Origin of the sequence: Klebsiella sp. A-Nf5, assembly GCF_002810545.1 — a bacterium.
Lineage (GTDB): Bacteria > Pseudomonadota > Gammaproteobacteria > Enterobacterales > Enterobacteriaceae > Klebsiella > Klebsiella variicola.
In genome coordinates, this window is the sequence record NZ_PIOG01000169.1 from 51203 (window position 1) to 74142 (window position 22940).

Below are 22940 nucleotides of genomic sequence, written 5' to 3' on the forward strand. Positions count from 1 at the left end.
CGAAACATCACCTGCAAACCCTACAAAACTAACTCATGTGGAGTAAAAGCAATGAAAACAAAGACAAGCTTGATCCTCACCGTTGCCGCCCTGGCGTTGTCCGGTTCCGCCTTAGCAGAAGTTAAAATCGCCCTTGTGGCGAAATCGCTGGGAAATGGCTTCTTCGAAGCCGCCAACGTTGGCGCCCAACAGGCAGCCAAAGAGTTAGGTGATGTCAAAGTGATCTACACCGGCCCGACCACTACCACCGCCGAAGCGCAGATCGACGTGCTGAACGGGTTGATCGCCCAGGGGGTGGATGCGATCGCCATTTCCGCCAACGATCCGGACGCCGTGGTACCGGTGCTGAAAAAAGCGATGCAGCGCGGCATCAAGGTGGTCTCGTGGGACTCCGGCGTGGCGCCGGCAGGCCGCCAGATCCATCTTAACCCCTCGAATAACGCCTTAATTGGCGAAACCAACGTCAAGCTCGCCGCCGATGCGCTGAAGGCGCTGAACGTTGAGAAAGGCGAAGTGGCCGTGTTAAGCGCCACCCCAACCTCCACTAACCAGAACATCTGGATTGAGGAGATGAAAAAGGTGCTGCCGCAGTATCCGTCCGTGCAGCTGGTCACTGTCGCCTACGGTGACGATCTGTCGGATAAAAGCTACCGCGAAGCGGTGGGCCTGCTGAAATCATATCCGGACCTGAAAGTCATTGTTTCGCCGTCATCGGTGGGCATTGTTGCCGCCGCGCAGGCGGTGAAGGATCAGGGCAAAATCGGCAAAGTCTATGTCACCGGGCTGGGGCTGCCGTCGGAAATGGCCGGCGCCATCAAGTCCGGCGCCAGCAAAAGCTTCGCCATCTGGAACCCGATTGACCTGGGCTACGCCGCCACCTATCTGGCCGACGATTTAGTCAAAGGCACGGCGACCAAAACCGAAGCCAGTATGGGCAAGCTGGGCAAAGTGAAGCTGGATGCTGAGGGGAATGGCGCGATGGCAGAGCCGTTTGTCTACGATGCGAGCAACATCGATAAGTTCTCGAAAATTTTCTAACCCTTATTCCCTCACCCCGGCCCTCTCCCGGAGGGAGAGGGGGAAAGGCTGGTCCTCTGCACGAGGCCGCCAGCGGACACCGGACCGTTCCCTCGCCCCTCTGGGGAGAGGGTTAGGGTGAGGGGAATTTTACGGAGAACTATCATGTCAGCATCAACGCCACTGCTGTCGCTGAAGGGGATCACCAAGATTTTTCCCGGTGTGCGCGCCCTTGAGAACGTGCAGCTTGATCTCTGGCCCGGCAAAGTGACCGCCTTAATCGGCGAAAACGGCGCGGGGAAATCCACGCTGGTCAAAGTGATGACCGGTATTTATCAGCCCGAAGAGGGCGAGATCCTCTATAAAGCGATCCCCATTCATCTGCCAACGCCGGAGTCGGCGCATAAGGTAGGGATCACCGCCATTCACCAGGAAACCGTGCTGTTTGACGAACTCTCAGTCAGTGAAAATATTTTCGTCGGCCAGTATCTGTATAAGGGACTGTTAAAAACGCTCGACTGGCCGGCGATGCACCGCAGAGCCAGCGAGATCCTCGCCCGGCTGGAAGTCCAGATCGACCCGCGGGCCACGCTGAAAACGCTCAGCATCGCCCAGCGTCACATGGTGGCGATTGCCCGGGCGCTGGCTTTCGACGCCCAGGTGGTGATCCTCGATGAGCCGACCGCCGCCCTCTCCCAGCATGAAATCCTGGAGTTTTATCACATCGTCGAGCGTCTGAAGCAGGACGGCAAAGCGATCCTGTTTATCTCGCATAAGTTCGATGAAATTTTCGAGCTGGCCGATTATTACACCATCCTGCGCGATGGGGTGTACGTCAGCTCCGGGGCGATAAGCGACATCACCGAAGAGCGGATGGTGTCGATGATGGTGGGCCGGGCGATCACCCAAACCTACCCGAAAGTCGACTGCACACCCGGGAAAACGGTGCTGGAGGTGACTGATCTCTGTCATCCTACCGAGTTTGCTCATATCAGCTTCCGCCTGCGCAAGGGAGAGATTCTCGGCTTTTACGGCCTGGTGGGCGCCGGACGCACCGAGCTGATGCAGGCGCTCTCCGGTGTCTCGCGTCCCTCCTCCGGCGAGATCCGCCTGAACGGCAGCCCCATACGCTTTCGCCAGCCCGCCGACGCCATCCGCGCAGGCATCGTCTGCGTGCCGGAAGAGCGGCAGAAACAGGGGGCGCTCATCGCCCTGCCCATCGCCCAGAACATCAGTCTGCCGCAGCTCAGCAAGCTCAATCCTAACGGCGTCCTGAACGACGCCCGGGAATGGCGGCTGGCGGACGAGTATGCCTCGCGCCTGCAGGTTAAAGCCTTCAGCTGGCGGCAGCCGGTGGAGACCCTCTCCGGCGGCAACCAGCAGAAAGTGGTGATCGGCAAATGGCTGGCGACCCAGCCCGAGGTGATCATCCTCGATGAGCCGACCAAAGGCATCGATATCGGCTCAAAAGCCGCCGTGCATCAGTTTATGTCCGAGCTGGTCAGCCAGGGACTGGCGGTGATTATGGTGTCGTCAGAGCTGCCGGAAGTGATGGGCATGGCCGACCGGATTATCGTGATGCACGAAGGGCTGATGGTCGCCGAATACCAGGCCGGTGAAGCGACAGCGGAAACCATCGTTAGCGCCGCCAGCGGCATCGGCCAGGAGGCGGCATGATGGGACACGCATGGCTTAAACATCGCGAAGCGCTGCTGGCGGTGGTCATCATTTTGATGATCGGCGCCATCGGCAGCCGGGCGCCCTCGTTCATTTCACCGGGCAATCTGGTGGAGATGTTTAACGATACCGCCATCCTTATCATCCTCGCCCTCGGCCAGATGATGGTGTTGCTCACCAAAGGCATCGATCTGTCGATGGCCGCCAACCTGGCGCTGACCGGGATGATCGTCGCCCTGCTTAACGCCCACTATCCGGGTATTCCGGTGGTCGCGCTGCTGGCGCTGGCAACTCTGCTGGGCCTGCTGATGGGGATGATTAACGGCCTGCTGGTCTGGCGCCTCGGCATTCCAGCCATCGTGGTGACCCTGGGCACCATGAGCATTTATCGCGGCATTATCTTCCTGCTGACTGACGGCGGCTGGGTTAACTCACATCAGATGAGCGCTGATTTTCTCAGTCTGCCGCGCAGCACGCTCCTGGGGCTGCCGCTGCTGAGCTGGTGCGCCATCGCCGCGCTGCTGCTGGTGGGTTATTTCCTGCGCTACAGCCGCACCGGCCGGGCCTTATACACCGCAGGCGGCAACGCGACGGCGGCGTACTACACCGGCATTAACGCCGGAAAAATGCAGTTCGTCAGCTTCTGCCTCTCCGGCGCGCTGGCCGGCTTCTGCGGCTATCTGTGGATCTCGCGCTTCGCTGTCGCCTATGTCGACGTGGCGAACGGCTTTGAGCTGCAGGTGGTAGCGGCCTGCGTGATCGGCGGTATCAGCACCATGGGCGGAAGCGGACGGGTGCTGGGCTGCCTGTGCGGCGCGCTGTTCCTCGGGGTCATCAATAACGCCCTGCCGGTGATCGGCATCTCGCCCTTCTGGCAAATGGCGATTTCCGGGGCGGTGATCGTCATGGCGGTGCTGCTCAACGAGCGCGGCAATCGCAGTCACGGGCGGTTAATCCTGCGCAACGCGGCGTTAGCCCGGCAGAAACAGGCGGTGAAATCATGAGCAAGATGATGGTATCTGAAGAGATGAAAAACACTCCGGTCGCGCCGTCGCCGCTGCGCCGCCTGCTGTGCTGGGAAGGGTTTTTACTGGCGGTCACCCTGGCGGTATTTATCGGCAATGCGATGGCTTCCCCGTACTTCCTCAATATCTGGAACCTGTCGGACGCGACCTTTACCTTTACCGAGAAGGCGATCGTCGTCCTGCCGATGGCGATGCTGATTATCGCCCGGGAAATCGATCTGTCGGTGGCCTCGACGATGGCGCTCAGCTCAACGGTGATGGGCTTCTGCGCGGCAGCGGGGGTGGACACGCCGCTGCTAGTGATCATCGGCCTGGGCGTAGGTCTGCTGTGCGGCCTGTTCAACGGCTTGCTGGTGACTCGCTTTAACCTGTCGTCCATTGTGATCACCATCGGCACCATGAGCCTGTATCGCGGCATCACCTATATCCTGCTGGGCGATCAGGCGCTCAATCACTATCCGGAGAGCTTCGCCTGGTTCGGCCAGGGCTACGTGTGGGGGGCGCTCTCTTTTGAGTTTGCGCTGTTTATCCTCCTCGCCGCCGCCTTCACCTTCCTGCTGCATAAAACCAACTTTGGCCGCCGGACCTACGCCATCGGCAATAACCCGACTGGCGCCTGGTTCTCCGGGATCAATGTTAAGCGTCATAACCTGGTGCTGTTCGCGCTGGTCGGGCTGATGGCCGGGCTGGCGGCGGTCCTGCTGACCTCACGGCTCGGTAGTACCCGCCCTACCCTGGCGATGGGCTGGGAGCTGGCGGTTGTCACCATGGCGGTGCTCGGCGGCGTCAATATTCTCGGCGGCTCCGGCAGCATGCCCGGGGTGATCATTGCCGCCTTTCTGATGGGGCTGGTGACCTTCGGCCTGAGCCTGCTGAACGTCCCCGGTATCGTGATGTCGGTAATTATCGGCGCCATGCTGATCGTGGTGATCTCCCTGCCGATTATTACCCGGCGGATGATGCAGCGAAGACGAATTTAATTTCCCCTTCCCCCTAATCTGACCGGTACGTGTAGCCCGGGTAAGGCGCCAGCCACGACCCGGGGGCGGGTGAAGGGAAACGGATTACCCAAATCAACATTAAGGAGAATTATCATGAGTTTTATGTTGGCATTACCAAAAATCAGCCTCCACGGCGCAGGCGCTATCGGCGATATGGTCAAGCTGGTGGCCGGTAAACAGTGGGGCAAGGCGCTGATCGTTACCGACGGCCAGCTGGTGAAGCTGGGCCTGCTGGACAGCCTGTTTTCCGCGCTGGATGAACAGCAGATGGCTTACCAGCTGTTTGACGACGTGTTTCCCAACCCCACCGAAGCGCTGGTGCAGCAAGGCTACGCGGCGTACCAGGCGGCACACTGCGATTACCTGATCGCCTTCGGCGGCGGCAGCCCGATTGATACCGCCAAGGCGATAAAAATCCTCACCGCCAACCCTGGCCCCTCCACAGCCTACTCCGGCGTCGGCAAAGTGAAAAACGCTGGCGTGCCGCTGGTGGCCATCAACACCACCGCCGGCACGGCGGCGGAGATGACCAGCAACGCAGTGATTATCGATAGCGAGCGGCAGGTAAAAGAGGTGATTATCGACCCGAACCTGATCCCGGATATCGCCGTCGACGACGCCAGCGTGATGCTCGACATCCCGCCAGCCGTTACCGCCGCCACCGGCATGGACGCCCTGACCCACGCCATCGAGGCCTTTGTCTCCGTTGGCGCCCATCCGCTGACCGACGCCAACGCCCTCGAGGCCATTCGCCTGATCAACCTGTGGCTGCCGAAAGCGGTAGAGGATGGACACGATCTGCAGGCCCGCGAGCAGATGGCGTTTGGCCAGTATCTGGCGGGCATGGCGTTCAACAGCGCCGGCCTCGGGCTGGTACACGCCCTAGCCCATCAGCCTGGCGCCACCCACAACCTGCCACACGGAGTGTGCAACGCCATCCTGCTGCCGATCATCGAAAACTTTAACCGCCCGAACGCGGTGGCGCGCTTCGCCCGCGTGGCGCAGGCGATGGGCGTCGATACCCGCGGCATGAGCGATGAGGCCGCCAGCATGGAGGCCATCAACGCCATCCGCGCGCTGAGCAAACGCGTAGGGATCCCCCAGGGTTTCAGCAAGCTTGGCATCAGCAAAGCCGATATCGAAGGCTGGCTGGATAAAGCGCTGGCCGACCCATGCGCGCCATGCAACCCGCGCCCCGCCAGCCGCGATGAGGTTCGCGAGCTCTATCTGGAGGCCTTATGATCCGTAAAGCCTTCGTCATGCAGGTGAACCCCGATGCGCACGAGGAGTACCAGCGCCGCCATAACCCCATCTGGCCGGAGCTGGAGGCAGTGCTGAAGGACCACGGCGCGCACCATTACGCCATTTATCTCGATAAAGAACGCCATCTGCTGTTCGCGACGGTGGAGATTGAGTCGGAAGCCCGCTGGGAGGCGGTCGCCAGCACGGAAGTGTGCCAGCGCTGGTGGAAATACATGCGCGAGGTGATGCCCAGCAACCCGGATAACAGCCCGCTGAGCGCGGAGCTCAAAGAAGTGTTTTATCTGGCGTGAAACACCGCGATGCCGGGTAGTACCTTCCCCGGCCTCCACCCCATCCGGGCTGGAGGCCGGTTCAACGGCGGCGATGCAAAACAGATAACACGATCCCTCATGCCACCCTGTCTCTATCGCCCATCATCCGGGGAAAAGAGCGTATTTGTCTTTATCCGCATCGGTAATTTCTCTTAATACCCGGCAAGGTACGCCTGCGGCAACCACATTCGCCGGTATGGAACGATTCACCACACTGCCCGCGCCAATGACCGAATTCTCACCAATCGTTACCCCAGGATTAATAATCACCCCTGTGCCTAACCAGACCCCATCTTCAATCACCACCGGTAAAGAAAATTGTTGATGCGTATGGCGCAGCGCAGGGTGGATGGGATGCCCGGCGGTGGAGATGGTCACATTTGGCGCAAACATGACGTTATCGCCGATGATAATGTCCGCATCGTCGACCAAAGTGAGGTTAAAATTGGCATAAAAATTATCACCAATCGTCGTATGGATCCCATAGGCGATATTGATCGGGGGCTCTATCCAACATTGTTCGCCGACTTTAGCGAACATGCGCTGAATAATATCGTTGCGCAATTCCTGATTAAACGGATGCGAATGATTATATTCATAGGCCCGCGCTTTACCCATCAGTCGCTGCTCCGGCAAACCATATCCTGCATCCAGGTAAAGCTCGCCGCTGTTCATACGTTTTTTCATATCCATCATGCCATCTTCCTTCTCTGTCAGGCACCTCCCTGTGCCACGGAATGTTGATAATTAAACGGTCATCGCATTATCCCGAAGCGGCTCGGTTTTCGCCTTACCCGCTAACGTAAACGCGGAGATTAAGGTGACCGTCAGGGCAATACCGCCGAGGATCATATAGGTCTCCTGGAAACCGATCCGATCATACATATTGCCGGCGAAGGCGGAGAGAAAGATCGCCGCCACCTGCTTGGCGAACTGGAATCCCACCAGATAAATCGTCGCCGACAGCCGGACATCAAACACGCCGGTAATGTATTTAAAGGCGCCCACCAGCAGGAACGGCACCTCCAGCGCATGGAGCATTTTCAACGCCACCACTTCCGCGGCGGTGGTGGCGAAGGAAGAGCCAATCATCCTTGCCGCCATCACCATCCCGGCGATCAGCAGGGTATTCTTCGCCCCGATGCGGTTAATAATCCACGGCGAGCTGAACATAATGATGGCGTTACATATTTCTCCCGCGGTGGTGGCGAAACCAAAGGCGCGGGTGCCCGCTTCCGGGGTCGCGAAGAACGATTTAAAGAAGGTGGCGAACTGCTGATCGAAGACGTCATACACACAGGCCACGCCGATGACATACAGAATAAACATCCACATCTTACGCTGGCGGAACATGCGCACCGCCGTTTTTAAATCGATCGCCGGGCGATTGGCGCCGAGCGAGTCCATTACCTGCGCGGACTGACTGGCCTGCGGTTTGGCGATGGCCACCAGCACCACCAACAGCAGCGCGGCGGCTGACCCCATCCAGAACACCCATTCGGGATTAATGCTGAACAGCATTCCGGCAGTAGTCGCGCACAGCGCCCATCCCAGACAGCCAAAGGTGCGCGCCTTGCCGTATTCAAAACCGCTGTTGCGGCTTACCCGTTCGATATAGGCCTCCATCGCGCCGGCACCTGCGGAGAATACAAAGCCGATATAGGCGCCGCCGCTCAGCGCCCCGAGCCAGATGTTGGTTTTCAGCAGCGGAGCGAAAACATAGAGGAAGAAGGGAGCAATCAGCACCAGCAGAACAGTCACGATCCACATCAGGTGTTTTTTCAGCCCCAGCTTGTCAGAGATCACCCCGAGGACCGGCTGGAAACAGATGGCGAACAGCGACAGGCTGGAGAAAACGAGGCCGGTTTCGGTTTTATTCAGGCCGATGACGTCCGACAGCCAGATCGGCAGAAACGGAAAGCAGGTGGCCATGATGAAGAAGTAGAGAAAGAAGAACAGCCCGAAAATCCAGAAGTTGGGGTTGTTTTTGTGGGTACAGACGGTCGGGTTCATTATATTTTCCTCAAGAAGGGCCGCGACGCGGCCCGATACCATCACACGCGTTGCAGGCCAATCAGAATGGCGCTTTCCGGGTCGAGGATGGGCAGCGCCAGCCCCGCCTGCTGTAGCCACTCACCGCTCACCGTCTGCGGCGTCGTCATCCATGCCGGCAGCTTCCGCATGGTGTGGCCACCCTCGCCGGTGATCTGAATGTTCGGATGATCGAGGAGCGTCACCTGATAGCGGGCGTTCGCCTCCAGCCCCGCCAGGCGCAGCGGCGCCATCAGGGTGTAGTCCGGCATCGCCAGCTGGCTGACGAGGAAAATCGCCTGCGCTTTATCCGGGCTGATGACGCCATGGGCAAGGGTGGTAGCGTCCGGCATATCCATCCGCCACTGCACGCCGTGATGGATCACGTCGCGCCACTGTTTATGTAAGGCCGCATATTTCCGGTATCCGGCGCGCTCTTCTTCATCAGCGCTCACCGGATCCAGCTCAAGTCCCATATGACCAAACAGCGCCGTCAGGCCGCGGAAGGCGATACTGTGCTGGCGGAAGGTGGCATGACAGTGGCGATTGCCAATATGCGCGCCCATCACCTCCGGCGGGAAGAAGTAGCTCATGCCACGCTGTATGGTGTTGCGCTCAAGGGCGTCATTATTGTCAGACGCCCAGAAGCGATGGCTGCGCTTGAGGACTTCATAATCGATCCGTCCTCCCCCGGAGGAGCAGGATTCAAATTCAATGTGCGGGAAACGGGCCACCAGCGTATCCAGCAGGCGGTAGAACTGGCGCGTTTGCGCGTCCGCGGCGGCGCGTCCCTGATGCCCAGGCTGCACCAGCTCGCGGTTCATATCCCACTTCACGTAGTCCACCGCATGCTCGCCCAGCAGCCAGCTCATTCGCTCCAGCAGATAATCAAACGCTTCCGGAATATTGAGGTTCAGGACAAACTGATGGCGGCCGGTCAGCGGGGTATAGCCCGGCAGCGCCAGCACCCAGTCCGGGTGCGCCCGGTACAGATCGGAGTCCGGGTTAATCATTTCCGGCTCCACCCAAATACCGAATTCCATCCCCAGCGATTTCACGTGATCGATAACCGGCGTCAGGCCGTAGGGGTATTTTTTCTCATCGAGATACCAGTCCCCAAGCGCCGCCCAGTCGTCGTTGCGCCCTTTAAACCAGCCGTCATCGATAATAAAGCGCTCGACGCCCAGGGCCGCCGCTTCATCCGCCATACGCATGATGTAGTCCGGGTCGTGGTCGAAATAGATCCCCTCCCAGGTGTTGAGATGCACCGGGCGCGGCTTGTTGCCCGGGAAGCGAATAATCCGTTCGCGCAGATAACGATGGAACTGCTGGCTCATGCCGTTCAGCCCGTTCGCCGAGTAGCTGGCATACAGGTACGGCGTCCACAAGGTTTCCCCTTCCGCCAGCGCCATTTCGCCCGGCAGATAGAGCGCCTCGGCCTGCAGATAGCGACGGCCATCGGTTTTCACCTCCGCCCGCAGGCGATGGTTACCGCTCCAGGCCAGATGTACGCCCCAGACTTCACCCTGCATCTCGCTAAAGGCGCGGCTGCCGGTGATCAGGGCCGGGAAATGTTCGTGAGAGGTGCGCCCACGGCGGTTCTCCAGCACAAAGCTGTCGTGCTCCAGCGTCAGGCGGTGAGGCTGAAACTCGCGGATCCAGCGGCCATGGAAAGCCATCACCTCGCGAGCGCGTTCGGCGACCGGCAATGTGACCGCCAGGCGATCCACCTGCCATGGGCTGGCGCGCAGATTGGTCACGCCATGGCGCACGATCAGCACGCCGCTGGCATCCAGCGCGATCTCGCTGTGCAGACGCAGGCCGGCCTGCGGATCTTCGCTGACCAGGGTCAGCGTCTGGCCCTCGTGCCGCACTTCGCTGGTGGTGAACAGCGGAGAGGCATCCAGACCCTGACGATGGCCTTCAATGCCCGGCGCGCCAAACAGGCCATGGCCCAGCTCCGCCATTAAGGTCACTGGCGAATCGACATCCAGTCTGCCGTTGGCGACCGGGCGCGTCAGGCTGTCGGCATCCTGCGGTGAAAAGTGGCTTAAATGTGGCCCCCAGTAGACAATTTCGGCGAAAGGGCGAGTTTTAATGACAACATCGGCACCGGCGCTTTGCAGGTGTATCAGCGAATCAGACATCAGACATCTCCATAACAAGGAATGTCTTACTGTTGATCCGAAACGTTTCGGATGCCAACCAAAACGTTTCGGATCCGTGATCGGCTTCAGAATTACGGATGAAAAAGGGTCAGGTCAGGCAGTTTCACCCGGGAAAAATTCCGGCTGCCATAGTACCTGCAGCGTGGCGAGATCTTCCCCGGCGATTAAGCGGCGCACCATATCGGCAATCTGCCGCCCCACGCCCTGGCGCGTGGACTGGATCACCGCGGCGACATCGGTCTCTATGATGCTGTCCTGCGGCAGTCCGTCATACACCACCAGGGCGATGCGGTTGTCGCCGGTTAAACGGCCCAGATGGGCGAGCGCCATGGCGGCGCCATCGCCATGAGTATTGCAGTCGGTAATAATCGCGGTGGGCGGCTCCGGCAGGCGCAGCAACTCCAGCGTGGCCTGATAGCCGCCTCGGCGCGTCGCCGGCACGCTACGCAGCCATGCATCGGATAACCCCGCCTCGCGCAGAGCATCGAGATAGCCGTTACGCCGTTGCAAAATAAACGCCTGATTGTTGTTCTCACCCAGCAGAGCGATACGCTGGTGGCCCTGTTGAATCAGATGGCGGGTGGCGCGGCAGGTGCCGGCATAGTTATCGAAATCAAACCAGGCGTAGGGCTGCGCCAGGCGGCTACGGCCGAGCGCCAGAAACGGAAAGCCAGAGGCCTGCAGCTGCGCCAGCCGCGGATCGTCATCCAGGGTATGGGCCACGATTAAAGCGTCGACGCGACGGCCCTGCACCATGCGCATATAGCCATGTTTATCCGCCTGTTCATCATCGGCGATCAGCAACAAATCAATGTCATGGCGCGCCAGCTCATGGCTGATCTCCCCAACCATCTCAAGAAAAACGTTATTGTTGAGCGGCACGGGGCGGACAGGAAAGACGAGACCAACGGCATCAATGGTGCCCATTTTCAGACGGCGGGCGAAAGTGTTGGGGCGATAGCCCCGGCGCTGCGCTTCAGCCTCAACCCGGGCGCGGGTCTCCTGTGACACATCGTCATAGCCGTTCAACGCCCGGCTGACGGTCGTGACGGAGATCCCAAGTTGTTTGGCAATGGCTTTCAGCGACATAAAAATCCCTGTTTTCGCATAGGAAAGCTAGTTTCCCGCAATATGGCTATGACGTCCAGCGAGCGCGCGTCCCCCGCCGACGCGATGTCAGTTTTGCTCAGCGATCAGCAGGGCCTGCGTATCCGGCTCCAGCGCCTGAAAAACATGCTCCTGATCCGCCGGGTAACAGATATAGTCGCCCTCGCCCAGTTCTTCCGGCGCCGACGTCAGCCCTACCCGCGCCCGCCCCTGGGTAACGATAATATGTTCCACCGAGCCTGGCGGATGCGGATGCGAAATACGATCGGCGCCGGGCTGGGTTAACAGTAAATAGATGTCCCGACGCGCGCCGGGTGGACAAGCGGCCAGCAAAATGGCCTGATAGTTCGCCTGCTCCGCCACCACTTTTGTCCCCTCTCCGCGGCGGATCACCTGCGTTTTGTTCACCTGCGGCTCAAGCAGGCGGGCAAACGGGATATCCAGCGCCACACAGAGCGACCACAGCGTTTCCAGACTCGGATTGCCGTTGCCGGACTCCAGTTGCGATAGCGTGGATTTTGCAATACCCGCCCGACGCGCGACTTCCGCCAGCGAGAGACCGGTCCGCGCCCGCTCCCGCACCAGGCTTTTGGCGATAACGCTGATTGGCTGTGTCATACCCGCCCCTTTGTTTTTTATATCGAACGATTCGTTCGCCTTGAAAAACGATCATTATGTGTTCATTATAATGGAAATTCGTTCGATATGGCTAAGTGATATGAAACAAACTCTCTCCAGTCTCAGCGGAGACACGATAAAAGCGATCGCTTTGGTCTGCCTTGCCGTCGGGGTGGTGGGCATGTCCTATGGGTCACTGGCGGTGGCTTACGGCTTCCCCTTATGGGTGCCGCTCTTGCTCTCGGTGTCCGTGCTGGCGGGCGCCTCTGAGTTTATGTTTATCGGCATTGTCGCCAGCGGCGGTAGCCCACTGGCCGCCGCCGCCGCCGGCCTGTTAGTCAACGCGCGCCATATCCCGTTCGGGGTGACCGTACGCGAACTGGTTGGTCGGCGCGCCTTAAGCTTTATCGGGTGCCACATTATGAACGACGAGAGCGTGGTCTTTGGCTTGTCACAGCCCACCCCCGCGCAGCGCAAAGCGGCCTACTGGCTGTGCGGCGCCGGCGTCGCGCTAATCTGGCCCCTCGGCACGCTAACCGGCGCGGCCGTCGGAAAACTGCTGCCGGCGCCGGAAACCATCGGGCTTGACGCGGTCTTCCCGGCGATCCTGCTGGCGCTGGTGATCCCGGCCTTTAAAAACCGCACTACGCTGATCCGCGCCGCCAGCGGCGCCGCACTGGCGCTTGCCGCCGTACCGTTTGTGCCCACCGGGCTGCCGGTGTTGCTTTCGCTGTTTGGTTTACTGTCGAGGAAAAAATAATGGGCAATATGACGCTGTTTATCGCCGGTATCGCCATCCTGTCGCTGGGAACCTATCTGATGCGTCTCGGCGGCGCGAAGCTCGGCAATCGGCTGGCGTTTTCCGAGCGCTCGCAGGCGCTGCTTTCCGATGCGGCGACGGTGCTGCTTTTTTCCGTCGCCCTGGCCACCACCTTCTATGAAGGCGCGCATTTCGCCGGCATGGCGCGCGTTCTGGGCGTTGCTTTCGCCGTGTTCCTCGCCTGGCGCAAGGTCCCGCTGATCGGCGTGATTATCGCCGCCGCCGTGGTGACGGCGCTGCTGCGTCTGGCGGGTATGTCCTAGGACGGGTAAGCGTAATCCGCCAAACCGGCGTGCTTTCCAGCGATCGCGCCTTCAAGCCAGTGAATAACCGGTTTTATCTCCAGCGGGTACCGCTGGTCTATCGTCAGTACGGGCCCTAACGCCATGGGCTGCGCACGCCCGGCCAGCTGGGCCAGCTCCGGCAGATACTCTTCTCCGGGGTGGCCCGGCGGCCGCATCGCCAGCCGCGAGGCATAGCGCTCGACGGCCATCTCCGGGGAGATATGGTTCCAGATCTCAAGCACCTGCTCCACGCCCGCCAGCTGTAACAGTTGCTGCAAAGTTTCACGGGGCTGAAAACCGAACCAGGCGTCGATCAACCAGACCATACTGGCAGGCGACGCGCCGACAATCGACCAGATCACCTCATACGCCGCACAGCCCAGCTCGCGATTCAGTGGCCGGTCGACGGGGGCCAGGCGCGCCATAAACGGCTCTTTGATGCCGTCGATCGTCAACACCGGCAGGCTAAAGGTCTCCGCCAGCAAACGGGTGATGGTGCTCTTCCCCGACGCCGGAATGCCGTTGATTAAAATGGCCGTTTTGCAGCCGGGGGTCAGATTTCTGTTCATAGTAATGCGACGACCTCCTCCCGGCTGCGGGCCGTCCGCAGTTTGGCCATGGTGTCATTGTTATCCAGCAGCGCGACGATGGAACGGATGCCCTCCTCGATATGCGCATTGCTGTCCCGGGCGCCAAACATAATGACAATATCCGCCTTTTCACTGTCCGCAAACGGGATGGGCTTTTCCAGCACCACCAGGCTAAAGCAGTTTCGCCTGACGCCGCACTCGGGGCGGGCATGGGGGATGGCAATCCCTTCATCAAAAACGTAATAAGCGCCATGATTCAAGGTATTGTCGATCACCGCCTGGCTATATTCCGCCGAAATAAACCCTTTCGCCTCCAGCGGGCGGGCAGCCAACTTTATTACCCGCTGCCAGTCGGACTCCACTACGCCAACCTGAATAGCATCGGCCTCAATAAGCAGTTCTTTTATGGTCATTCTCTGTTCCTAAATATTGCGGCGAATAATATTGCGTAAATTATCAATCTGCAGAAACAGCGCATCGATATCCTGCCGGTGGCTCTTACTTTTGGCATATACCGATAGTGCCCGGTTGTAAGTCAACATCAATGTTTTTTGCACGTCGCTATTATCGGGCTGGCGCTGTAATTCGCCTTCCAGTCTGGCGATCTCTTCCGCCAGCTGACGGGACTGTTGATCATAATCCTGCAGCGGGTTCTGCTCTTTTTTCCACAGCGTTTTCAATGATTCAAACATAGCAAGCTCCCTCCCTGGCGGAAGACAGGGCAACAAAAGATATGTGTCGGTAAAAACGCTATTTAAATAGCGCCATTTTTTCCATTAATACGGCAGTCACTGCCTGGTTGGCAGGAATTAAAAATTTCCGTACGCTGTCATTTACTTTTCCTTTCTCGAACGTTGATTTACAGCGGTCGACCCACTGCACGTTCATTTCCGTTCCGACGTTCACTTTATTAATTCCTTCAGTGACGGCCAGCCGCATATCGTCGTCACTAACGCCTGTGCCGCCATGCAGCACCAGCGGCACGCCCGTCGCTTCGCTTATCGCCTTCAGCCGCGCATGCTGTATCTGCGCTTTACCGGTGTACAGGCCATGCACAGTGCCCACGGAGACGGCCAACATATCGACCTGCGTCTCCTCCACAAAACGTTTCGCGTCGTCGACGGTAGTAAAACAGATATCTTCGGCAGCCACCGCTTTTCCATCCTCTGACCCGCCGATCGCCCCCAGCTCGCCTTCTACCGTAATATTGCGCGGGCGGGCCATCTCCACCACAATTCGCGTATTGCCGATATTTTCCTCGAGGCTTAAGTGAGAGCCGTCGTACATCACCGACGAAAAACCCGCATTCATTGCCGTCTCGATGGCCTTAATATCGGAGCAATGATCGAGATGCAGGCAGGTCGGGATATTTTCACTGTCTGCTAATGAACACACGGCATCGACCAGTAACCGATACCCCAGATACTCTGCGGTACCGGTTGAAATTTGGATCATTAACGGACTGTGGCTGTTTTGCGCGGCTTTGAAAAAAGCCGGTAACATCTCTATACAGTGCAAGTTAAACGAACCAATCGCTTTAAAATTTCTTTCCTGAGCGATGTTTAAAATCTCATTAAAATTATACAGACTCATGAACATTTTCCCCTTTCGGCTTAGCGGATTTACCGTTTACAAACCATGCCAGTGCGGCGACAAACACAATAAACAAGGCGACAAAGAGCCAGTTATTCTGGAAGGCGTGGCCTAATACCAGACCGGAACTGATGACGTCAGAATCGCTGAAGGTGACGCCCGTAAAGCCGTAGCTCTCCAGCATGGGCACCAGAATGGCCGGCAGAAAAGTGATAAACAGACCGTGGATAACCCCGCCGATCATCGCCCCGCGACGTCCGCCCAGCGCATTGCCAAATACCCCTGCCGTGCCGCCGGCGAAAAAGTTGGTTAACAGCCCGGGGAGGATCATCGCCAGGCCGAACATCGGGAAAACCAGCATGCCGATAATCGAGCCGACAGTCGTCGCCAGAAATCCGACAATCACCGCATTCGGCGCATAGGGAAACAGCACCGGGCAATCGAGAGCAGGCTTCGCATCCGGGACAATACGCATCGCGATACCGCGAAAAGCCGGCACCAGCTCATTGAGTAATAAACGCACGCCGCTATAGAGGACAAAGACCCCGGCGACAAACTGAATGGACTGCATGAAGGCATACATCAGATAATTAATGCCGCCGGAGAACTGCGCGATGTACTGCGGCCCCGCCGCGATAGCCGGGATGAGATACATCGGCACCATCACCACCGCCATGGCCAGATAGGTATCCTGCAGAAACTTAAAGTTATCAGGCAGCTCGAGATCTTCCGTGGAACGAGAACCTTTACCGACGACCTTAGCGACCGCAGCCTGCACCAGATAACCGATGGTACAGAAGTGCCCCAGGGCCACGTCGTCAGACCCGGTAATGCGCCTGACCACCGGCTGCGCCAGGGCCGGCATCAAGACCGCCATCACCCCGCCGAAGATGCCCCCGGTTAAAATCAGCGGTACGCCGGTGAGCCCGGACTTATAGCCAACGACAGCCCCAATTGTCGCCATCCACAGCAGCGCCTGGCCGGTCAGGAAAATATATTTTAGCGGCGTCAGACGGGCGATAATAATATTGACGGCAAAGATCACCAGCAGCGTCAGCGCCACCTCCGAACCTAATTCACGGTTCGCTAACCCGGCGATGGCGGCCACATCGGTAATGTAGCCTTTCATGCCAAACCCCTGGGTGAAGATATCGTTCAGGAAGGTCAGCGTAGCGACAATGATGTTTATCCCGGCCATCATAATTAAGAAACCGAGTAGCGTTTTAAATGTTCCTTCCGCGGTTTTGCCTGGCGATTTCTTTTGCAGGATCAGGCCAAGCATGGCAATAAAAGCAATAAGGATGGATGCCTGACCGAGTAAATCCTTAACGATAAACGCAACGAAGCTATTCATAATCAGCCACCTTCAGATGACGTTCTTTTAAGAATGCGACGATCTTGGTTTCAATCTCCTCTTTATCAGTAAGCTTATTCAACACCACGACACGTTTAATATCTTCTTCACTGGCATCGGCGGTTAAGATGTCGGCAAAAGTTTTTTGCGTCAGAATCATATCCGATTTAAAAGCTCCGGCTTCGGACACGGTGGTGTGTTCAATATGAGCGGGAATTTCCAGCTTCTTTAAAACTGCCTTCGCCGTCATTTCAATGGCAAAGCTTGAACCGAGGCCGCAGCCACATACGCATAAAATTTTCAGCATGGAGGGTCTCCTCAAATAATATTGAGTTGCTTGGCAAGTTTATAATGATGTCCTTCAGTATCGACCAGACGTTTTTTCATACTGACTAAATCAATCGGAATAGGTTTGTTACTGGAATTAATTATTATGGCTTTATTTTTCATACCTGACTGAATACAGCGAACCACTTCACTGGCCATAATGGTACCCTGATAAATCTCTTCACAGGTTGGATCACCGCTGCGTAAGCCATAGCCGACGATCGTTTTACGGATACGGACACCTATTTGTGGTTCCAGCTGTTTAATCATGGTATCAATCGCCCCCTGAAAGCCGGGAGAGTACTCTTTGGTATAGCCTTCTGAGCAGAGGATCACGACGCTATTTTGCGTGCTCAGCTTCCGGGTAATCCGTTCCGCGAGTATGGCAAGCGGCATCTGTGCCTCCGGGATCAGAGCAATATCAGCATTACATTTAATGGCGGACTGTAACGTTAGTTCTCCACAATAGCCTCCTAATATCTCAACCATAAAAACCCGACCCGGCAGCGCTCTTCCGGTATTTCTTAAACGGGAGACTTCTTTAATAATTTGCTCACAGGCCGTGGAAAAACCAATCGTATAATCACTGCCATACACATCATTATCGATCGTCATCCCCACACCAAAGCAATTAATCTCAAATTCACTAAGGGTATTCAGAAACTGCAGGCTGCCATCCCCCCCGGCCATAATGAGCACATCAATACGCAGCGATTTAAGTTTTTTAGCAATGCTTTCATATTCACTACGCTGCAGTTTGCGACTGGTTCGCCCCGAGGTAATGATTGGCACTGCGGTAATGGAGAAATCAACCAGATCGCGCCACGCAATATCCTGATGACTTTTCTCCAGTAGTCCTGGAATACCGCCATTAAACAGCGTGATATCGGCATTAGCCTGTCTGGCAATCTGGAATATAAAATTATTCATTCCCGAAACATCCCCGCCGCTAATAACGATGCCAATTTTCATGACGCTTCCTCGCTCATTTGCCTGACAACATTTTTCCCTGAGTACAAGCCTTCTATTTGCAATGAAGATCACATAATGCGTATTAAATTACGTCAGTGAATAGTTGACAGTAGCAGCGACATGCTTATTTTTGTGATAAACATCTCATTTAAAGAAGGTGATCTCCATCGCTTTCTGTTTTTAATATCTTTATATTTCATAGCGTTAAAATATCGAGATATTCAGGCGCGCAGACCGTTCCTTTGCCGTAAATATGGGGATTTAAGAAAAGAGCGGAAACGTGATTACTACCACATTTTTTTCGTAGCAGAGGGAAATATCGGTAATATCGCAGATGCGGGAAGCGAAACAAAAAAAGCGCCCTAAGGCGCTCTTTCGACAGTAACTTTATGTTTATTTGTTCAGTTCCGCAGTCATATGCACGCGGTTGCCGGTAAAGGCTTCGGTAATTTTGTAAGACGAAGCGCCAGCAGCCTGCGCCTGAGCAGCGATTTTCGCTTCCGCACCATCCATCGTTGCGGCGGTTGCGGTCACGGTTTCAGCAGCGAAGGAACCAAAAGAAGCGGCCAGTGCGATTACTGCGACAAAAGTTTTGATGCTTTTCATGATATAAACCCTTTCATTTAGTTGTTTAGATAAGGCGTTGTGCCTTGATGTGTTAAATAGTAGCCCGCACATCGCTAAACAAAAAGCGGAAGGATTTGCTGAAATTGTTCAAATTTATTGATCGATATTTAGCCCGCAATTAAACGCTGCGGATGAGTGTAGACTGTCGCCCTGCCCGGCTTGCAAAAACCCACCAGCGTCAGATTGCAGCGCTCGGCCACTTCCACCGCTAAGGTAGTGGCCGCCGAGACTGCGAACAGGATCTCGACGCCGCACATCGCGGCCTTCTGCACCATTTCATAGCTGGCGCGGCTGGAGACCAGCGCGGCGCCATGCTGCCAGTCCTCGCCAATTTCCGCGCGCTGGCCCAGCAATTTATCCAGGGCGACATGCCGGCCAACGTCTTCAAAACCGCCCGCCAGCTCGCCAGTCGTCCGGACCCAGGCGGCTGCATGGGTGCAGCCGGTGAGCCGGCCAACCGGTTGAAAGTCGTTAAGATGCGCCAGGGCGTGGTCGAGGTTGGCTAGATCGAACGTCTGGGTGAACGGCAGCGGTTGTACCGGCTTACCAATATCGTTGAGCTGCTCGACGCCACACACACCGCAGCCGGTGCGCCCGGCCAGCGCGCGACGCCGGGCTTTGAGCCCCATAAAACGTCGGCTGGAGAGCTCAATCTGTACCTCAAGGCCATTGCATACTGAAACCACGTCCATGCCGAAAATCTCCCGCCGATGCTCGATAATCCCTTCGGATAAGGAAAAGCCGACGGCGAATTGCTCCAGGTCTTTCGGCGTAGCCATCATCACCACATGGGAGATACCGTTGTAGACCAGCGCGACGGGAATTTCTTCGGCTAACTCGTCTGGCTGAGGGTGTTGCAGATCCTCGCGCTTCCAGAGTGAGACCTGGCGATATCCTGTGACATTCGTCACATTTTTGATTTGTTCGAGAGGGTTCTTGTTCACTTTGCTTTAACCGTATTGGAACAGGCATACACACAATGTGGTATTCTGTTTTTATCCCTTCAGGAATGAGGGAAATTAGCCCTAATTCTGAACCTTTGCGGCCTTCACCGCAAAGTAAATAACTACATGTGACAATGTCGAAACAAGGAGCGAACCATGCAGGTCAGCAGAAGGCAGTTCTTTAAGATCTGCGCTGGCGGTATGGCGGGAACCACGGCAGCAGCGCTGGGCTTTGCCCCGGCAACTGCGCTCGCGGAGACACGGCAGTACAAATTGCTGCGCACGCGCGAAACCCGTAATACCTGTACATACTGTTCCGTTGGCTGTGGGCTGTTGATGTATAGCCTCGGCGACGGCGCAAAAAACGCCAAAGCATCCATTTTCCATATCGAAGGCGATCCGGATCATCCGGTTAACCGTGGTGCGCTCTGCCCGAAAGGGGCCGGTCTGGTGGACTTTATCCATTCTGAAAGCCGCCTGAAATTCCCGGAATATCGCGCGCCAGGTTCCGATAAATGGCAGCAAATCAGCTGGGACGAAGCGTTTGATCGCATCGCCAAGCTGATGAAAGAAGACCGCGACGCCAACTTTATCGCGCAAAACGACGCCGGCACCACCGTCAACCGCTGGTTGACCACCGGGATGCTGTGCGCCTCCGCCTCCAGTAACGAAACCGGCTATTTAACGCAAAAATTCACCCGCGCCCTCGGGATGCTGGCGGTGGATAACCAGGCGCGTGTCTGACACGGACCAACGGTAGCAAGTCTTGCTCCAACATTTGGTCGCGGTGCGATGACCAACCACTGGGTGGATATTAAGAACGCCAACCTGATCGTGGTGATGGGCGGTAACGCCGCTGAAGCGCATCCGGTGGGGTTCCGCTGGGCGATGGAAGCCAAAATTCATAACGGCGCCAAGCTCATCGTTATCGATCCGCGCTTTACGCGTACGGCGTCGGTGGCAGATTTCTATACCCCGATTCGTTCCGGTACCGACATTACCTTCCTGTCGGGCGTGATCCTGTACCTGCTGAATAACGAAAAATTCAACCGCGAATACACCGAAGCCTACACCAACGCCAGCCTGATCGTGCGTGAGGACTATAGCTTCGACGACGGTCTGTTCAGCGGCTATAACGCAGAAAAACGCCAGTACGACAAAACCAGCTGGAACTATGAGCTGGATGAGAACGGCTTCGCCAAACGCGATACCACGCTGCAACATCCGCGCTGCGTCTGGAACCTGCTGAAGCAGCACGTTTCTCGTTATACCCCGGATGTAGTCGAAAACATCTGTGGTACGCCGAAGGCCGACTTCCTCAAAGTCTGTGAATACATTGCCGAAACCAGCGCGCCGGATAAGACCGCGTCGTTCCTGTATGCTCTCGGCTGGACCCAGCACTCCATCGGCGCGCAGAACATCCGCACCATGGCGATGATCCAGCTGCTGCTCGGCAACATGGGGATGGCAGGCGGTGGCGTCAACGCCCTCCGCGGTCACTCCAATATCCAGGGTCTGACCGACCTCGGCCTGCTCTCCACCAGCCTGCCGGGCTACATGTCGCTGCCGAATGAAAAACAGGCCGACCTGCAGACCTACCTGACGGCTAACACGCCGAAGCCGCTGCTGAAAGATCAGGTTAACTACTGGGGCAACTATCCGAAGTTCTTCGTCTCCATGATGAAAGCCTTCTTCGGCGACAAAGCCACTGCAGAAAACAGCTGGGGCTTTGACTGGCTGCCGAAATGGGATAAGAGCTACGACGTTCTGCAGTATTTCGAGATGATGAATCAGGGCAAAGTGAATGGCTATATTTGCCAGGGCTTTAACCCGGTCGCCTCGTTCCCGAACAAAAACAAGGTGGTGGCTTCTCTGTCGAAGCTGAAATTCCTTGTGACCATCGACCCGTTGAACACCGAAACGTCCACCTTCTGGCAAAACCACGGTGAGTCGAACGATGTTGACCCGTCGAAAATCCAGACCGAAGTGTTCCGTCTGCCATCCACCTGCTTCGCCGAAGAAAACGGGTCGATCGTCAACTCCGGCCGCTGGCTGCAGTGGCACTGGAAAGGCGCGGATGCCCCAGGGATCGCGGCTACCGATGGTGAAATACTCGCCGGTATCTTCACCCGCCTGCGTAAGATGTATGCCGAAGAGGGCGGACCAGCGCCGGAGCCGGTGCTCAACATGACGTGGAACTACTCCACGCCGCATGAGCCGGCGTCGGAAGAAGTGGCGATGGAAAGCAACGGTAAAGCGCTGGCGGATATCACCGACCCGGCGACCGGCGCGGTGATCGTTAAGAAAGGGCAGCAGTTGAGCTCCTTTGCACAGCTGCGCGATGATGGCACCACCTCCAGCGGCTGCTGGATCTTCGCCGGTAGCTGGACGCCGGACGGCAACCAGATGGCACGCCGCGATAACGCCGATCCGTCAGGCCTCGGCAACACGCTGGGCTGGGCCTGGGCATGGCCACTTAACCGCCGCATCCTGTATAACCGCGCCTCCGCGGACCCGCAGGGTAAACCGTGGGATGCGAAGCGTCAGTTGCTGAAGTGGGACGGCGCGAAATGGGGCGGCGTGGATATTCCGGACTACAGCGCCGCCGCCCCTGGCAGTGACGTCGGTCCGTTTATCATGCAGCCTGAAGGGATGGGCCGTCTGTTCGCTATTGATAAAATGGCGGAAGGACCGTTCCCGGAACACTACGAGCCGTTTGAAACGCCGCTGGGGACTAACCCGCTGCATCCGAACGTGGTCTCTAACCCGGCCGCTCGCGTCTTCAAAGGCGATCTCGAGCAGATGGGTAAGGCCGATAAGTTCCCGTACGTCGGCACCACTTACCGCCTGACCGAGCACTTCCACTACTGGACTAAACACGCGCTGCTTAACGCCATCGCGCAGCCGGAGCAGTTTGTGGAGATTGGTGAAAAACTGGCGAATAAGCTTGGCATCGGCCACGGCGATACCGTCAAGGTCTCCTCCAACCGCGGCTATATCAAAGCCAAGGCGGTGGTGACTAAACGTATTCGCACGCTGAAAGTTGACGGTAAGGACATCGATACCATCGGCATTCCTATTCACTGGGGCTATGAGGGCGTGGCGAAAAAAGGCTTTATTGCCAATACCCTGACGCCGTTCGTCGGTGATGCGAATACGCAGACACCGGAGTTCAAAGCTTTCCTCGTGAACGTGGAAAAGGTGTAACGGA

At 57.1% G+C, this 22940-nt stretch carries 23 protein-coding genes; 9 read left to right on the plus strand and 14 right to left on the minus strand.

Annotated elements, in window-relative coordinates:
- The first annotated feature begins 51 nt into the window (after positions 1 to 51).
- The 6 genes from rhaS to rhaM all read left to right on the plus strand — a co-directional run bounded on the left by rhaS (position 52) and on the right by rhaM (position 6273).
- The gene (gene rhaS, locus CWM53_RS18925) at positions 52 to 1038 is read left to right on the plus strand and encodes a rhamnose ABC transporter substrate-binding protein (RefSeq protein WP_008807884.1); all 987 of its coding nucleotides are present in this window, start codon (positions 52 to 54) and stop codon (positions 1036 to 1038) included.
- Between the two features lie 144 nt (positions 1039 to 1182).
- Complete coding sequence (locus CWM53_RS18930) at positions 1183 to 2694, plus strand: sugar ABC transporter ATP-binding protein (protein WP_100730479.1); 1512 nt, start codon at positions 1183 to 1185, stop codon at positions 2692 to 2694.
- The gene (locus CWM53_RS18935) at positions 2691 to 3698 is read left to right on the plus strand and encodes an ABC transporter permease (protein WP_165784255.1); all 1008 of its coding nucleotides are present in this window, start codon (positions 2691 to 2693) and stop codon (positions 3696 to 3698) included. The genes CWM53_RS18930 and CWM53_RS18935 overlap by 4 nt, the downstream gene beginning before the upstream one ends.
- On the plus strand, positions 3695 to 4699 hold the full coding sequence (locus CWM53_RS18940) for an ABC transporter permease (RefSeq protein ID WP_100730480.1): 1005 nt from the start codon (positions 3695 to 3697) through the stop codon (positions 4697 to 4699). Before CWM53_RS18935 ends, CWM53_RS18940 begins: the two co-directional genes overlap by 4 nt.
- Positions 4700 to 4813: 114 nt before the next feature.
- Positions 4814 to 5962 (plus strand): lactaldehyde reductase, encoded by a 1149-nt coding sequence (gene fucO / locus CWM53_RS18945; RefSeq protein ID WP_100632123.1) that lies wholly within the window; start codon positions 4814 to 4816, stop codon positions 5960 to 5962.
- Positions 5959 to 6273, plus strand: a complete 315-nt coding sequence (gene rhaM / locus CWM53_RS18950; RefSeq protein ID WP_002882870.1) for an L-rhamnose mutarotase — start codon at positions 5959 to 5961, stop codon at positions 6271 to 6273. The genes fucO and rhaM overlap by 4 nt, the downstream gene beginning before the upstream one ends.
- Positions 6274 to 6396: 123 nt before the next feature.
- On the opposite strand, the gene CWM53_RS18955 is transcribed toward rhaM, so the two are convergent.
- The 5 genes from CWM53_RS18955 to CWM53_RS18975 form a co-directional block, all read right to left on the minus strand.
- A complete protein-coding gene (locus tag CWM53_RS18955) occupies positions 6397 to 6990 on the minus strand; it encodes a maltose acetyltransferase domain-containing protein (RefSeq protein WP_074387450.1) in 594 nt (197 codons plus the stop codon).
- A 51-nt stretch (positions 6991 to 7041) separates the two neighbouring features.
- The gene (locus tag CWM53_RS18960) at positions 7042 to 8307 is read right to left on the minus strand and encodes an MFS transporter (RefSeq protein ID WP_012543278.1); all 1266 of its coding nucleotides are present in this window, start codon (positions 8305 to 8307) and stop codon (positions 7042 to 7044) included.
- Positions 8308 to 8348: 41 nt separating this feature from the next.
- Positions 8349 to 10472, minus strand: a complete 2124-nt coding sequence (locus CWM53_RS18965; protein ID WP_046882438.1) for an alpha-galactosidase — start codon at positions 10470 to 10472, stop codon at positions 8349 to 8351.
- A gap of 114 nt (positions 10473 to 10586) precedes the next feature.
- Complete coding sequence (locus tag CWM53_RS18970) at positions 10587 to 11582, minus strand: substrate-binding domain-containing protein (RefSeq protein WP_100632120.1); 996 nt, start codon at positions 11580 to 11582, stop codon at positions 10587 to 10589.
- Between the two features lie 87 nt (positions 11583 to 11669).
- Positions 11670 to 12218, minus strand: coding sequence for a helix-turn-helix domain-containing protein (locus CWM53_RS18975; protein WP_002882865.1), 549 nt, complete (start codon positions 12216 to 12218; stop codon positions 11670 to 11672).
- A gap of 100 nt (positions 12219 to 12318) precedes the next feature.
- On the opposite strand from CWM53_RS18975, the gene CWM53_RS18980 reads away from it, so the two are divergent.
- Complete coding sequence (locus tag CWM53_RS18980) at positions 12319 to 12978, plus strand: AzlC family ABC transporter permease (protein ID WP_074387454.1); 660 nt, start codon at positions 12319 to 12321, stop codon at positions 12976 to 12978.
- The gene (locus CWM53_RS18985; RefSeq protein WP_061156253.1) at positions 12978 to 13301 is read left to right on the plus strand and encodes an AzlD domain-containing protein; all 324 of its coding nucleotides are present in this window, start codon (positions 12978 to 12980) and stop codon (positions 13299 to 13301) included. Before CWM53_RS18980 ends, CWM53_RS18985 begins: the two co-directional genes overlap by 1 nt.
- Here the strand turns inward: CWM53_RS18985 and CWM53_RS18990 are convergent.
- The 9 genes from CWM53_RS18990 to fdhD all read right to left on the minus strand — a co-directional run bounded on the left by CWM53_RS18990 (position 13298) and on the right by fdhD (position 19729).
- Positions 13298 to 13891 (minus strand): AAA family ATPase, encoded by a 594-nt coding sequence (locus tag CWM53_RS18990; RefSeq protein WP_100730481.1) that lies wholly within the window; start codon positions 13889 to 13891, stop codon positions 13298 to 13300. The genes CWM53_RS18985 and CWM53_RS18990 overlap by 4 nt on opposite strands.
- Entirely contained in the window at positions 13888 to 14325 is a 438-nt protein-coding gene (locus tag CWM53_RS18995; protein WP_012543282.1) for a PTS sugar transporter subunit IIA, read from the minus strand. The genes CWM53_RS18990 and CWM53_RS18995 overlap by 4 nt, the downstream gene beginning before the upstream one ends.
- A gap of 9 nt (positions 14326 to 14334) precedes the next feature.
- The gene (locus tag CWM53_RS19000; protein ID WP_002882858.1) at positions 14335 to 14604 is read right to left on the minus strand and encodes a hypothetical protein; all 270 of its coding nucleotides are present in this window, start codon (positions 14602 to 14604) and stop codon (positions 14335 to 14337) included.
- 58 nt (positions 14605 to 14662) lie between these two features.
- Positions 14663 to 15505: a class II fructose-bisphosphate aldolase gene (locus CWM53_RS19005; protein WP_100632117.1), complete on the minus strand. Its 843-nt coding sequence runs from the start codon at positions 15503 to 15505 to the stop codon at positions 14663 to 14665.
- Positions 15492 to 16859 carry a PTS sugar transporter subunit IIC gene (locus tag CWM53_RS19010; protein ID WP_100730482.1) on the minus strand — a complete coding sequence of 456 codons (1368 nt, stop codon included), beginning with the start codon at positions 16857 to 16859 and terminating at the stop codon, positions 15492 to 15494. The genes CWM53_RS19005 and CWM53_RS19010 overlap by 14 nt, the downstream gene beginning before the upstream one ends.
- Positions 16852 to 17166: a PTS sugar transporter subunit IIB gene (locus tag CWM53_RS19015; protein WP_061156257.1), complete on the minus strand. Its 315-nt coding sequence runs from the start codon at positions 17164 to 17166 to the stop codon at positions 16852 to 16854. Before CWM53_RS19015 ends, CWM53_RS19010 begins: the two co-directional genes overlap by 8 nt.
- Positions 17167 to 17177: 11 nt before the next feature.
- Positions 17178 to 18158 carry a 6-phosphofructokinase gene (locus tag CWM53_RS19020; RefSeq protein WP_100730483.1) on the minus strand — a complete coding sequence of 327 codons (981 nt, stop codon included), beginning with the start codon at positions 18156 to 18158 and terminating at the stop codon, positions 17178 to 17180.
- 393 nt (positions 18159 to 18551) lie between these two features.
- On the minus strand, positions 18552 to 18764 hold the full coding sequence (locus tag CWM53_RS19025; RefSeq protein ID WP_004127125.1) for a YdgH/BhsA/McbA-like domain containing protein: 213 nt from the start codon (positions 18762 to 18764) through the stop codon (positions 18552 to 18554).
- A 128-nt stretch (positions 18765 to 18892) separates the two neighbouring features.
- On the minus strand, positions 18893 to 19729 hold the full coding sequence (gene fdhD, locus CWM53_RS19030) for a formate dehydrogenase accessory sulfurtransferase FdhD (protein ID WP_074387458.1): 837 nt from the start codon (positions 19727 to 19729) through the stop codon (positions 18893 to 18895).
- 156 nt (positions 19730 to 19885) lie between these two features.
- Between fdhD and fdnG the strand changes: the two genes are divergently transcribed.
- Positions 19886 to 22936, plus strand: a complete 3051-nt coding sequence (gene fdnG / locus CWM53_RS19045; RefSeq protein WP_100632115.1) for a formate dehydrogenase-N subunit alpha — start codon at positions 19886 to 19888, stop codon at positions 22934 to 22936.
- Positions 22937 to 22940: the final 4 nt, after the last annotated feature.

Excerpts from the sequence above, each read along its gene's own strand:
- rhaS (WP_008807884.1), top strand. The coding sequence starts at position 52 with ATGAAAACAAAGACAAGCTTGATCCTCACCGTTGCCGCCCTGGCGTTG.
- CWM53_RS18930 (WP_100730479.1), top strand. The coding sequence starts at position 1,183 with ATGTCAGCATCAACGCCACTGCTGTCGCTGAAGGGGATCACCAAGATT.
- CWM53_RS18935 (WP_165784255.1), top strand. The coding sequence starts at position 2,691 with ATGATGGGACACGCATGGCTTAAACATCGCGAAGCGCTGCTGGCGGTG.
- CWM53_RS18940 (WP_100730480.1), top strand. The coding sequence starts at position 3,695 with ATGAGCAAGATGATGGTATCTGAAGAGATGAAAAACACTCCGGTCGCG.
- fucO (WP_100632123.1), top strand. The coding sequence starts at position 4,814 with ATGAGTTTTATGTTGGCATTACCAAAAATCAGCCTCCACGGCGCAGGC.
- rhaM (WP_002882870.1), top strand. The coding sequence starts at position 5,959 with ATGATCCGTAAAGCCTTCGTCATGCAGGTGAACCCCGATGCGCACGAG.
- CWM53_RS18955 (WP_074387450.1), bottom strand. The coding sequence starts at position 6,990 with ATGATGGATATGAAAAAACGTATGAACAGCGGCGAGCTTTACCTGGAT.
- CWM53_RS18960 (WP_012543278.1), bottom strand. The coding sequence starts at position 8,307 with ATGAACCCGACCGTCTGTACCCACAAAAACAACCCCAACTTCTGGATT.
- CWM53_RS18965 (WP_046882438.1), bottom strand. The coding sequence starts at position 10,472 with ATGTCTGATTCGCTGATACACCTGCAAAGCGCCGGTGCCGATGTTGTC.
- CWM53_RS18970 (WP_100632120.1), bottom strand. The coding sequence starts at position 11,582 with ATGTCGCTGAAAGCCATTGCCAAACAACTTGGGATCTCCGTCACGACC.
- CWM53_RS18975 (WP_002882865.1), bottom strand. The coding sequence starts at position 12,218 with ATGACACAGCCAATCAGCGTTATCGCCAAAAGCCTGGTGCGGGAGCGG.
- CWM53_RS18980 (WP_074387454.1), top strand. The coding sequence starts at position 12,319 with ATGAAACAAACTCTCTCCAGTCTCAGCGGAGACACGATAAAAGCGATC.
- CWM53_RS18985 (WP_061156253.1), top strand. The coding sequence starts at position 12,978 with ATGGGCAATATGACGCTGTTTATCGCCGGTATCGCCATCCTGTCGCTG.
- CWM53_RS18990 (WP_100730481.1), bottom strand. The coding sequence starts at position 13,891 with ATGAACAGAAATCTGACCCCCGGCTGCAAAACGGCCATTTTAATCAAC.
- CWM53_RS18995 (WP_012543282.1), bottom strand. The coding sequence starts at position 14,325 with ATGACCATAAAAGAACTGCTTATTGAGGCCGATGCTATTCAGGTTGGC.
- CWM53_RS19000 (WP_002882858.1), bottom strand. The coding sequence starts at position 14,604 with ATGTTTGAATCATTGAAAACGCTGTGGAAAAAAGAGCAGAACCCGCTG.
- CWM53_RS19005 (WP_100632117.1), bottom strand. The coding sequence starts at position 15,505 with ATGAGTCTGTATAATTTTAATGAGATTTTAAACATCGCTCAGGAAAGA.
- CWM53_RS19010 (WP_100730482.1), bottom strand. The coding sequence starts at position 16,859 with ATGAATAGCTTCGTTGCGTTTATCGTTAAGGATTTACTCGGTCAGGCA.
- CWM53_RS19015 (WP_061156257.1), bottom strand. The coding sequence starts at position 17,166 with ATGCTGAAAATTTTATGCGTATGTGGCTGCGGCCTCGGTTCAAGCTTT.
- CWM53_RS19020 (WP_100730483.1), bottom strand. The coding sequence starts at position 18,158 with ATGAAAATTGGCATCGTTATTAGCGGCGGGGATGTTTCGGGAATGAAT.
- CWM53_RS19025 (WP_004127125.1), bottom strand. The coding sequence starts at position 18,764 with ATGAAAAGCATCAAAACTTTTGTCGCAGTAATCGCACTGGCCGCTTCT.